The organism is Halomonas sp. Ps84H-12, assembly GCF_024124725.1.
In the GTDB taxonomy this organism is placed as follows: domain Bacteria; phylum Pseudomonadota; class Gammaproteobacteria; order Pseudomonadales; family Halomonadaceae; genus Vreelandella; species Vreelandella aquamarina.
In genome coordinates this window covers 1-11964 of record NZ_JAMXSJ010000055.1, presented here as the reverse complement: position 1 = coordinate 11964, position 11964 = coordinate 1, and the positions used below count along the sequence as shown (strand labels likewise).

Below are 11964 nucleotides of genomic sequence, written 5' to 3'. Positions count from 1 at the left end.
CCACCGTGCGCTATTTCACCTTCGCGCTACCATCGGCACTCCTACCGGAGTGCTTCGCGGGTGCGCTTCGCTTACCACGCGCTACAAGTGCATGCACTGAACCCCGCCCGTAGCGCGGCGTAACGAATCTTGCGAGGCACGAGCAAATGAGGCACCCGCAGCGGCGGCCCGGCGCGTAGGCGGCGCTTAGCCGCCCCGATACAGCCACCCAAACCGCCTCACTCCACCGTCACACTCTTCGCTAAATTACGCGGCTTATCAACATCGGTGCCTTTTACCAATGCCACATGGTAAGAAAGCAACTGAAGCGCTACCACGTGTAACACCGGTGAAAGCAACCCGTAGTGCTCAGGCATCAACAGTACGTTCACACCGTCAGACGACTTCACCGCACTGCCCCCATCGGCAAATACATAAAGCTGGCCGCCGCGGGCGCTCACTTCCTGCATATTGGCTTTCAGTTTTTCCAACATTTCATCGTTGGGCGCTACCACCACCACAGGCATTTCGGAATCGACAAGAGCCAGCGGACCATGCTTCAGCTCACCCGCTGGGTAGGCTTCCGCATGAATGTAAGAGATCTCTTTGAGCTTCAGCGCGCCTTCCAAAGCAATGGGGTAATGCCGACCACGGCCCAAAAACAGCGCATGGTGTTTATTGGCAAAATGCTGTGACCACGCCTCAATGCTTGGCTCTAACGCCAGCACTTTATCAACAGCAATGGGCAAGTGACGAAGCTCGTCTAGATATGCTTTTTCAGCGTCACCACTCAAGCGCTGGTGCGCCTTGGCAAGCAGCAGGGTGAGTAAGAACAGCGCACTAAGCTGAGTGGTAAACGCTTTGGTAGAGGCCACACCAATTTCCGGGCCTGCGCGGGTGATAAAGCGCAGCGCGGTTTCACGCACAATGGCAGATTCCGGAACGTTACAGATCGCCAGGGTGAAGGTATGCCCCTGTGCCTTAGCGTGGTGTAGCGCCGCCAGGGTATCCGCGGTTTCACCGGACTGAGAAATCACCACGACCAACTGCGTTGGGTTAGGCACGCTATGGCGATAGCGATACTCGCTGGCAATTTCTACGTTGCAAGGAATGCCCGCCACTTGCTCGATCCAGTACTTCGCCGTCATGCCTGCGTAGCTAGAGGTACCACACGCTAGAATCAGTACCGAATCTACCTGCTGGAAAATCTCTGCGGCTTCCGCACCAAAAATGCCGGGCTGCAACTGCCCTGCCCCGCTAATCATTTCCAGCGTGTTGCTAAGCGCCTGGGGCTGTTCGAAGATTTCCTTCTGCATGTAATGGTTGTAATCACCCAGCTCGACCGCGTTGGCATTCAAGCTAGACGTGACAATGGCGCGTTCAACCATCTGGCCAATACCATCGACCACTACCACCGCATCGCGGCTCAAACGGGCTACATCGCCGTTTTCCAGGTACATCATGCGCTTGGTAACAGAGAGCAGCGCAGAGGCATCAGACGCCGCATAGTAGCCATCTTCTGCAACGCCCAGCATCAGCGGGGAGCCTTCACGGGCAACCACCAGGCAATCCGGCTCTTCCTCACTAATGACGGCTAACGCAAACGCCCCCTTCAGGTGGGCAACGGCACACTGCACGGCAGAAAATAGATTTTCAGCGGGTTCGCCAATTTGGCCCTTAAAACAGGCTTGAATCAGGTGAGCAATGGTTTCTGTGTCGGTATCCGAGGTGAACACATACCCCAGGCCTTGAAGCTGCTCACGGAGAGACTCGTAGTTTTCGATGATGCCGTTATGCACCACCGCCAAGCCAGAGGAGATGTGCGGGTGAGCATTGCGCTCGGCGGGAACGCCATGAGTGGCCCAACGTGTGTGGGCAATACCCACATGCCCGTTAATACCCGCTTCCGCTACTTTGCTGGCTAGCTCCGCCACACGCCCTTTGGCACGGGCGCGCTGCAACCCATTATTGAGTACCGCCAAGCCTGCCGAATCGTAGCCGCGATACTCCAGGGTGGATAACCCTTCTAACAAGTAGTCGGTGCAATTTTTTGCACTGACCGCTCCAACTATGCCACACATAGACTCACCGCATTATTATTTGCAAATTGTATCAATTCAGTCGACTGGCATCTTGAAGCTTCAATACACCGCTTAAAACACCCTCCTGGCTAACCACTAGCAACGAGGTCACCTTCGATTTCAGCATGATGTTTTCTGCATCAGCGAACATTTCAGAGTCGTTCACGGTGAGCGGTGTGCGTGTCATCACGTTTTCAGCCGTTAAACCTTCGAAACTGTCATGGTTAAAGAGCGCTCGACGCAGATCCCCGTCCGTAATGACCCCTTTGATGGTGCCTCTATCGACCACAACGGCGATACCCAACCCCACTTGAGTAATCGTCATAATGACTTCTTTGATATTGTCTTGAGGCGCACAGATAGGAAGCTCCGTGTGCATGACGTCTCTAACACGCGTTAGTAGACGTTTGCCCAAACTACCGCCGGGATGGAAAACGGCAAAATCATGAGGCTGAAAATCACGGCGCTCGATGAGTGCTACTGCAAGAGCATCTCCCATGGCCAGTGTGACTGTCGTGGAAGTTGTCGGAGCTAAATTGTTCGGACACGCTTCACGCTCGACCGATACGTCTAACACTAAATCGCAGTTTCGTCCCAGTGTAGAATCCGGATTGCCCACCATGGCAATGGTTTTCACGCCAAAGTGACGAAGCGAAGGAATCAAGCGAATAACTTCTTCCGTTTCACCACTATAGGAAATCAGAATGGCGACATCAGCGGCCGTAAACATCCCCAGATCGCCATGATAAGCTTCTGCCGGATGAACAGCGAAGCTTGGTGTACCTGTGGAGGCTAACGTTGCAGCAATCTTGTTACCAATGATGCCCGACTTACCCATGCCAGACACGACGACCCGCCCTGGCGTTTCGAGAATCATGTTGATGGCTTGATCGAAAACATCGTTTAGTCGGGTAGCCGCTGCTTCCAATGCACGGGCCTGCACCTCGAATACTTCTTTACCGACGTTGATACTCGACATTCGATTACTATCCTTTTCCATCATGTTGCTTACCACGTTATTGGGCCGCCCCACCTGACACAGAGTGGAAGCCTTTCGCTGAATTAAAAACATCGTCCCTGCCATGGGCAGTGAGTATAGCGTCTGCCAACTCACGCACGGCTCCTTGACCGCCCGCAAGACTCAATATGCCGGTTGCATGCTGTTTTACATAACTGGGGGCATCCGCGACCGCATAAGAGAGACCACAAGCAGCAAAAGCAGGCAGGTCGATGGAGTCATCACCAATACACACCGTTTGCTCAGGTGTCACCCCCGCCTCTTTCATAAGCGCCCTACAAGCCGCATATTTATCTTTAACACCAAAAGCATGGAGACCAATTCCCAGATCCGCAACGCGTTTGCGTAACGTGGCTGAATCTCGACCAGATAGAACCGCTACCCGAATACCGCACTCTTCGAGCAAACGCATACCCAAGCCATCGCGCACATGAAAACGCTTTAAGCACTCACCGGAGGCATCGTAGTAAATACCGCCGTCGGTCAACACACCGTCTACATCCGTAATCAATAACTTAACGTTAGCCAAAGGCGATGGAGGGGTATACGGCTTCCCCTCCAAAATAGCGCGCACTTTTTCAAGGCACTCTGGGGTATCCACCCCTGGCCCAGTGGGGGCTACCTCATAGGCGCGAATACGCAAGCCCGCAGACAGCAATCGAAGCTGCTCTAATTGCTCAGTTTGCTCTAACGCGGAAGCAGGCAGCTGAGCGTATTGCTCTAAAATCCGCTTACGATAAGCATAAACACCCACGTGCTTTTTAAAACCAGGGTGTTTATCGCCCTCACGTGGGTAAGGAATAGGGGAACGGCTAAAGTACAGCGCGTTGCCTGCATGCCCTAACACTACTTTCACTGTGTTGGGATTTTGGGCTTCCTCATCTTCGATGGCATGGTAAAGCGTGCCCACATCTACGTTTGGGTCGGCCAACATGCCTTGGGCAAGCTTATCTACGTCACTGGGGCGAACTAGCGGCTCATCCCCTTGCAAGTTAATATAGATATCAGCGTCTAACTGATCCATCACTTCGACCAGGCGATCGGTGCCGGAAGGATGGTACTTCGATGTCAGCACTACCTGACCGCCAAAAGCTTTCACGGCATCCACAATGCGCTGGTCATCTGTGGCAACGACCACAGTATGCGCAGAAGGCACCTGCTGCGCCTTCTCAAACACCCATTGCACCATGGGCTTGCCCAGCAAATCAGCCAGCGGTTTTCCAGGCAAACGGCTTGAGCCAAAGCGTGCAGGAATCACCAGAGCAACACGATTCGATGAAGGCACCGGCAACTCCTTAATCAATGTCTAATGCAGGCATGGCTTTTACCGCATCGTCGATTGCTTTGACCTGAGTAAGGAATGGCTCTAGTAGATGCAGTGGCAAAGCACTGGGGCCATCGCACTTGGCATTATCGGGGGCGGGGTGTGCCTCCAGGAACAAGCCTGCGATACCCACAGCCATACCCGCACGGGCCAGCTCTAACGCTTGCTTACGACGGCCACCAGACGCTGCACCCAGCGGGTCACGCTGCTGTAGTGCATGAGTCACATCAAAAATGATAGGCAGGTTGCCACAGGTATCTTTCATGACACCAAAGCCCAGCATATCCACCACCAAGTTGTCGTAACCAAAACTAGTCCCACGATCACAAAGCATCAATTGATCGTTGCCCGCTTCTTTAAATTTTTCAACGATATTGATCATTTGGCCAGGGCTTAAGAACTGCGGCTTCTTGATATTGATCGGCTTACCGGTTTTGGCTAATGCCGTCACCAAATCGGTTTGGCGAGCCAGAAAGGCTGGCAGTTGCAGTATATCGACCACTTCGGCCACCGGAGCAGCCTGCCAAGGCTCATGAACATCCGTAATAACGGGTACGCCGAACTCTTTCTTCACATCTTCAAAAATGCGCATGCCTTCTTCAAGGCCAGGGCCACGATACGAGTGAATCGATGAGCGGTTTGCTTTATCAAAACTGGCTTTGAATACATATGGTATTCCTAACTTGGAAGTAACGTTCACATAATGTTCGCAAGCTTTGAAAGCAAAATCTTTGGACTCCAGGACGTTCACCCCACCTATTAGAGTAAACAAATTATCGTTGCGCATGAGAGCCACCAGTAAATTCCTAATAATTAAGTTAGCATACAAGAGTATGCACGTCGTGCACTTACAACCTATACTTTTTTAAAAAAGATAAATGGTTGTGTACTTCATTGATTATTTCAAGGTTATCTTGAAAAGGAAAGTCATGCGTATCCAATTTTAAATTTCTGAATATTAAATTATTATTCAATAGCAATTTATTTTTTAGATATTTAGCATTTTCTTTATCTATTGGTGCATCACCATATACGTAATAAACATAAGAGCTAGACTTATCTAATTGATAACAAAAATCTTCAACTTTTTCAAGTTTGTCAAGAGTTTTTCTCAAATCGTGCCAAGCAAATTTGTAGGCTAAAGCTAAATCAACCTGTGGATTTGTTACAAAGGCATTTAAATTAAGTTTAGAGGCCAACATTAGTGCTGCATAACCAGCCATGGAAGAACCAAAGATAGTTACACTTTTCATACCTTTGCTAAAAATAAAATCAGCAAGGAAAGAAGCATATATATTGTTACCACTAGAATCAAAGTCTAAAAAGTAATTATTATTTACATTGGTTATAAAAAGCAAATTTTCGGAACTGACATTATAAATTTTCTCAAGAGCAAAAAATTTATCAAACTGATTATGTGTACTAAGGATGACAATTAAGCCACTACCCTGCCTGTCGAGATACAAATATTTTGAGTTGTTAGAAAGCTCACCTTGCTTATCAATCAATATACTCTCAAGATCTTTACTTTTAGGATAAAACTGATTTACAAAACCAACCTTTTTCTTAGGGCTTACTATCTTTGGATCAAAGCTATAACCTAAACGAACAAAATCATCATGATAATAATTCTTAATTATTTTGATTACTTCTGAAGAGAGATTATTTTTTTCATTATCCAATTGAATTTGGGCATCTAAATAAGTAGTTTGCTTCTCATCAATTAGATAATCGGAAAGAAAGTTCAGATCAGAAAAAATATCTTCAGAATAGCCTATAAAGTTTATCTTTCTTTTTCCATTAAGATTTATCCAGCTCATCTGAGGATAAAAATGAGAAAAATTAAACTTTTCAAACCCCTTATCGATAACAAATTTTTCAAAATCATTACCGTATTTTTTTTTAAGATCAATGCGCCTTTTAGTGAATTCACTTACGGAGTCTGAAGTCTCATCTAAGCTCAGACTAACAAGATGATCAAACGCAATCCTTAGCCTTAAATAGGGATTTCTGACAAAACAAAACGAGAAAACATTTTCATCTAAAGACTCATCAATTTTTTTCCGAGAATCCCCAAGGTCATTAAAAAGTATATTTTTTTGGATAAAGAATTTTTTAACAACATCGGCCTTTGTACAAGGTATATTCACAAAAAAAACAGACATTTTATTTATCCTTAAAAAAATAGCGCAAGGGTCTTATAATTTTACAGGAGCTATCTTTAAAATAAGAGTGCGGCTTCCTAAGAAGTTTTCTCAATCGTCGCTTAGCACGATCATTTACTATAGCTTTTTCTGTATTAAAGTCCTGCTTCGTAGTCTTATTATCAATAAGTAAAGGCTTTTTGATATCTTGTTTTTTTATCTCACCCTTTACATCACCTCCAGGGTTAGGGCTTTCTATAAGATTAATATGATTTTTCTTGAGAAAAAGCTCTTTTAACCTGATATTTCCTGATCGATGCACAGATACAAGATGCTTTTGTAGTGCAACAGTAATAAAGTTCTCATAAACAGCATATTCATCTAAGCTTAATTTTCCTAAAACTTCCTCTCGTTGCAAAGATGAAATAAATTTTTCAATTGAATTATAATCATGCGTAAAACCTTTATTACCATAAAAAGCTGCACCAAATTGAACAGGCTTAAACCCTCTATAAGCTGCTTCTAATCCAGCTTGAGAACATAAAGTAGCAAATAATGAAGAACCATCAAGTAGTTGATTTAAATTATAGTTCTCAGTAATAACCAATCTCTCACGGAATTCATCTGGCAAACTAGCCGACCAAGCAGATAAATAATTAAGTGTTTTAGGATATTTTAGATTAACATTATGCCTTTCCCAAGGATGGCATTTAAAAACAATTTTCTTATTAGTATATTTCAAAATACTATCAATTAACTCTTTGTAAAAACCAAGAGTGTTTCGGACACCCACTTTGTTCTCTAAAACTGAAAAATCATTTACCACCTGGCCTATTATCAAAATATATTTTTCTCCTCCAAAAAAACGAAGGCTTTCATTTACTTCAGGCTGCTGTACATTTTTATTCTTACCAAGCCTAATTTTATTATGTGCTTTAATTTTCTCTCTTTCATAATCGTCTTGTGATAAAAAAGAATAACTATTAAAAACATTACCGAACTTTAGATCACTATTGTTAGCGATATGGCTGCTCTTTCTTTCTAAATAATATTCATTTCCTGTAAAAAAAGATTCTGCAACGTAGGTCTCTCCAACTTTTCTTTTAAATAGTTCTAATAGTACACGTGTGTATATAGTGCTACCAGAAAAAACTATAACATTATTAACAACTGGCAATTTTTTGGTTTTTGCTTCCCAAAAATCAATCCAAAAATGAGCAGCTGATATATTCAATATTAAATCAGAAAAATAATTCGCGTATAGCCAGTCAAACTCTTCAACTTCATTAAAAGCATTTTTGAAATAGTGGAAATTTGCTAAAGTTGAAACATAGCAAAGCAATTCTGCCCTACATATTTCAAATAAATTCAGTCCATTCAGTGTAGCTTCGTAAAGAGTTTTTTTATCTAAACCAGAATAATTATCTATATAGTTTCCGAACAAAGAGGAGCAATCCTTGTAATTTCCTTTCAACCCCATCAAGTTATGATGCTCGGTATTATATATAACTTCAGTAGCATTTTTTTCGGTGTATTCAATCAAACTTTTAAAATTTCTTTTGTGGAAGTGAAGCTGATCAGAAAATAAGACTCTCATGAGTCACCTCGAGTATTGCTAGCCATTTCATTATATAGATCAAAATGCATATCAATATTATCCTTCCAGCATATAACAGTATTTCTTACCAAATAGGCCGAATTTATAAGATTATCAATGCTATGATAAGCATTATTAAACACTTCTAAATCCCGCTGCACACTTCCACTCAAAAAATAACCATTCATAGAGGGCTTAACGTAGTCTGAAACCATTCCAATATTATTGCCTATAATTGGTGTACCTGTAATAACAGCTTCAGGTATGTTTGCCGGGCCACCTTCATACAAACTCAACATTAACAAAATATCTATATTATCGTATAAAGAAGAGAATATATTATATGGAACATATTCATAAACTTTAACTTCAAACCCCATACTCCTAATTACAATGGCGTCTTGTGTTCTGCCGCTACCAACAAGCAAAAACTTAAATTTTTTATTGTCTAACTGTTTAACAAGCTCGTAAAGATACTCTTCACCTTTAACTTTCCGCCCATACCTCTTCGAAATAAGACCTAAAGTAACTTTCTCGCCTGGGAGTCTTTTCTTTGCATTATTATTTGAAAGAAACACCTCTTCGTTATAACCATGTGGTATCAACTTAGTATTATTAAGCTGTAATTTTTTAAGAAAATTCTCTTGATTACTATTTAAACATATTATTTTTTTTGCTTGTAAATATACATCATGAAATCTTTCTTTATAATTCAGCCAAGGATCGGTCTCTTCTAAATCGTGATGAACTGTACAAACCGAATTATCCATCAACTTTTTTTCTAAGTGAGGCCTATGATAATGGTAAATATCGGCATTATTTATAGCTTTCTCAGACACGACGATTTCGTCATTACTCTTTTTATACTTATGGAAATAATTAATAATATCTTTAAATATACCACTATTAACACTATTGGACATAACATGATTTACAATCATTTTAACCTCACAAATTGAGCATGGAATATTAAGTTTCTGAATGGTATTCTTTGATGGCATGATCAATATCATTGAACCAATAAGCTTGGCCACCTTTAATATATATACCAGCTTCACAAAGCTCTCGCAAAATACCTTCACTATGTGAAACTATTATAAGCGATGACTCCCCTACTTTAGATTTAAACAGATCTTGGGCCTTCGCCTTAAAAGCCCTATCTCCTACTGCGGTAGCTTCGTCAGATATATATACGTCGAAATCAAAAGCCAAAGAGAGACCAAATAAAAGTCTTGCCCTCATACCTGAAGAATAAGTACGTACAGGCTCATTAAATGCACCACCAATCTCGGCAAAATCTTGAACAAATTCGATAACCTGCTTCACTTCCAGAGCATTACAACCCTGGGTGCGAGCAACAAATTTTACGTTTTGTTTACCGGTCATATTGTTCTGCATACCACCAGCCAAGCCAACAGGCCAAGAGACCCGGCTATGGCGCACTACTTCTCCCTTTTCAGGCTTATCCATACCTGCGATTAAACGCAACAAAGTAGACTTTCCCGCACCATTGGCTCCGATTAAGCCCACACTAACACCTGCAGGAATAGTTAAGTTAATATCTTTGAGTACCCAGTCGCTGCCGTGGTGGTTGTGGTAGCGCTTGTAGAGGTTCTTTATTTCAATCATTTGGTATTTGGTTGCCGATAGTGTTCTGTGGTGTTTCGATGCCGTTTGGTGGCATTTCAGTATTCAGTGGCGTGTTCGGGGCGGCTAGCGCCGCCTCCGCGGGTGCCTCTTTCGCTCGTTGCTCTCGCTCTTTCGTTACGCCGCGCTACGGGTTGGTTGCCGCCATTTGAGGTGTTGCCACGATTGATGGTTATGACGCAAAACGGGGTTGGTGCTACTCACCATTCACCACTCTCACTCCCCTTCCTTTACGCGCGTACATCGCTTCCAGCTCACGTTTGAGCGCACTGCGGGCGGTTTGTTCGCCGTGTACTAAATGGATGGTATGGGGCCAGCGGCGCATGCGCTTGACGAAGTTGAACAGGCCTTTTTGGTCGGCGTGGGCGGAGTAGCCGCTGATGGAGATGACGCCTGCTTTGATATCAATCCGCTGGCCGTCTATTTCTACCCAACCGCCTTGGGGGCCGTACTGCTGTATGGCGCGGCCTGGGGTTCCTGCGCCTTGGTAGCCTACGAATAGTACTTGGTGACGCTCATCGCCTAGCATGGCTTTTAGGTAGTTCATGATGCGCCCACCTGCACACATGCCGCTGGCGGCGATCACCACGGCGGGGCGGCCTGTGCTGGCCAGGTAGCTGACCGTTCGCTCGTGGGCTTCGTGGCTGTCTACGGTGTAGAGGTTGGCGAAGTTGAGCGGGTGGCGGCCACTGCGCAGGCGGCGTTGGGCTTCGTCGTCCCAGTAGGGTTTCAGCTCGCGGTATACCTGGGTGAAGCGGGCGGCCAGCGGCGAATCGACGATGATCTCCAGCGTTTGCCATAGGCTTTTGGGCAGCCCGCGTTTGGCGTTGCGCTCGGCTTCATGAATGATGCCTTCCAGCTCGTAGAGCAGCTCTTGGGTTCGGCCAATACTGAAGGCAGGCACCATGACCGTGCCGCCGTTAGTGAGTGCTTGCTCGATGGCGTTTTTCAGCGTGGCGCGGCGCTGGCGGCGGTCGGGGTGGTTTCGGTCGCCGTAGGTGCTTTCTAGCACTAGCTGTTCGCAGCCGTAGGGGGATTTAGGTGCGGGGAGTAGCGGTGCGTAGGGCGCGCCTAGATCACCGCTGAAGATGACCCGTTCCTTTTCAGAATTGGAGTGTTGGTAGGCGACTTCTACGTAGCTGGAACCCAGAATGTGCCCTGCCCGCTTGAGCTTTACCCGTGTGGTGATGCTGCCTTCTTCGGATTTTCCGACCACGGTGTGCCATTTGCCGTAGGGCACGCCGACGATTTGACTTTCTAGCTGTTGCTGGAAACGCTCTATGAGTTGGGCGTTGCGGGTGAAGCCGATTTTTAGGGCGTCTTCAATCACCAGGGGCAGCAGTTTGGCCGAGGGAATGGAGCAGATGATCGGCCCTTTGAACCCGGCCGCCAGTAGGTAAGGCAAGCGGCCTACGTGATCAATGTGTACATGGGTGATGACCAGCGCTTTGACGGTGCTGATGTCGAATTCAATTTGTAGCTGATCGAAGGCGTTTTCTTTTGCGTCTTCGCCTTGGAATAGCCCGCAGTCGATCAGCAGTGAGTGTTCGCTATCGAGGGTGAGCTGGTGACAGCTTCCGGTGACGCCTGTGGCACCGCCGTGGTGGGTGATGTTGAGCATTGAATTCCTTTTCGTGCTTGCTTTGGGCGGTAAGGCATTATGGAGCGTAGTGGCTTGATCGGGGCGGCTGGCGCCGCCCACGCGGGTGCCTCTTTCGCTCGTTTCTCTCGCTCTTTCGTTACGCCGCGCTACGGGGTGGTGCTGCCATTCGAGGTGTTGCCGCGATTGATCGTTATGGCGCGAAACGGGGTTGGTGCCACGCCTCATAACGTTGGCGGTGTTCCCGTAGCGCGGTGTAAGCAGAGCGCACCCGCGAAGCACCCCGTTAGGGGTGCTGGTAAGGCCTGCTCGATCACTGTGGCTTGATCGGGGCGGCTAGGGCCGCCCTTCGCGGGTGCCTCTTTCGCTCGTTGCTCTCGCTCTTTCGTTACGCCGCGCTACGGGGTTGGTGCCGCCATTCGAGGTGTTCACGCGGTTGATCGTTATGCCGCGCTACGGGGTGGTGGTTCCATATAGGTAACAGGCATCGGGAAATTATGAGCCGTTAGTCATTACTTAGCTGCCAGCCGCATATGGATAATTTTTTGATAATAAGCGCTTAACTGTCTCTTTT

General features: G+C 46.1%; 9 protein-coding genes. All 9 read right to left on the bottom strand.

Annotated features, from left to right (window positions below; translation table 11 throughout):
• Nucleotides 1–218 precede the first annotated feature (218 nt).
• Nucleotides 219–2060 carry a glutamine--fructose-6-phosphate transaminase (isomerizing) gene (glmS, locus tag NH344_RS17125; protein WP_253028199.1) on the bottom strand — a complete coding sequence of 614 codons (1842 nt, stop codon included), beginning with the start codon at nucleotides 2058–2060 and terminating at the stop codon, nucleotides 219–221.
• 31 nt (nucleotides 2061–2091) lie between these two features.
• Nucleotides 2092–3039, bottom strand: a complete 948-nt coding sequence (locus NH344_RS17120; RefSeq protein ID WP_253028198.1) for a KpsF/GutQ family sugar-phosphate isomerase — start codon at nucleotides 3037–3039, stop codon at nucleotides 2092–2094.
• A 37-nt stretch (nucleotides 3040–3076) separates the two neighbouring features.
• Nucleotides 3077–4363, bottom strand: coding sequence for a 3-deoxy-manno-octulosonate cytidylyltransferase (gene kdsB, locus NH344_RS18410; RefSeq protein ID WP_366073314.1), 1287 nt, complete (start codon nucleotides 4361–4363; stop codon nucleotides 3077–3079).
• Nucleotides 4364–4373: 10 nt separating this feature from the next.
• Nucleotides 4374–5189: a 3-deoxy-8-phosphooctulonate synthase gene (kdsA, locus tag NH344_RS17105; protein ID WP_253028200.1), complete on the bottom strand. Its 816-nt coding sequence runs from the start codon at nucleotides 5187–5189 to the stop codon at nucleotides 4374–4376.
• Between the two features lie 61 nt (nucleotides 5190–5250).
• A complete protein-coding gene (locus NH344_RS17100; protein WP_253028197.1) occupies nucleotides 5251–6567 on the bottom strand; it encodes a sulfotransferase family 2 domain-containing protein in 1317 nt (438 codons plus the stop codon).
• A 1-nt stretch (nucleotide 6568) separates the two neighbouring features.
• A complete protein-coding gene (locus NH344_RS17095; protein ID WP_253028196.1) occupies nucleotides 6569–8143 on the bottom strand; it encodes a hypothetical protein in 1575 nt (524 codons plus the stop codon).
• Entirely contained in the window at nucleotides 8140–8982 is an 843-nt protein-coding gene (locus NH344_RS17090; protein WP_253028195.1) for a glycosyltransferase, read from the bottom strand. Before NH344_RS17090 ends, NH344_RS17095 begins: the two co-directional genes overlap by 4 nt.
• Nucleotides 8983–9112: 130 nt before the next feature.
• Nucleotides 9113–9772: an ABC transporter ATP-binding protein gene (locus NH344_RS17085; RefSeq protein WP_253028194.1), complete on the bottom strand. Its 660-nt coding sequence runs from the start codon at nucleotides 9770–9772 to the stop codon at nucleotides 9113–9115.
• A 214-nt stretch (nucleotides 9773–9986) separates the two neighbouring features.
• The gene (locus tag NH344_RS17080) at nucleotides 9987–11411 is read right to left on the bottom strand and encodes an MBL fold metallo-hydrolase (protein WP_253028193.1); all 1425 of its coding nucleotides are present in this window, start codon (nucleotides 11409–11411) and stop codon (nucleotides 9987–9989) included.
• Between the last annotated feature and the right edge of the window lie 553 nt (nucleotides 11412–11964).

Bases quoted from the DNA above. Each gene is read 5' to 3' on its own strand.
- glmS (WP_253028199.1), bottom strand. From the start codon at position 2,060: ATGTGTGGCATAGTTGGAGCGGTCAGTGCAAAAAATTGCACCGACTAC.
- NH344_RS17120 (WP_253028198.1), bottom strand. From the start codon at position 3,039: ATGTCGAGTATCAACGTCGGTAAAGAAGTATTCGAGGTGCAGGCCCGT.
- kdsA (WP_253028200.1), bottom strand. From the start codon at position 5,189: ATGCGCAACGATAATTTGTTTACTCTAATAGGTGGGGTGAACGTCCTG.
- NH344_RS17100 (WP_253028197.1), bottom strand. From the start codon at position 6,567: ATGTCTGTTTTTTTTGTGAATATACCTTGTACAAAGGCCGATGTTGTT.
- NH344_RS17095 (WP_253028196.1), bottom strand. From the start codon at position 8,143: ATGAGAGTCTTATTTTCTGATCAGCTTCACTTCCACAAAAGAAATTTT.
- NH344_RS17085 (WP_253028194.1), bottom strand. From the start codon at position 9,772: ATGATTGAAATAAAGAACCTCTACAAGCGCTACCACAACCACCACGGC.
- NH344_RS17080 (WP_253028193.1), bottom strand. From the start codon at position 11,411: ATGCTCAACATCACCCACCACGGCGGTGCCACAGGCGTCACCGGAAGC.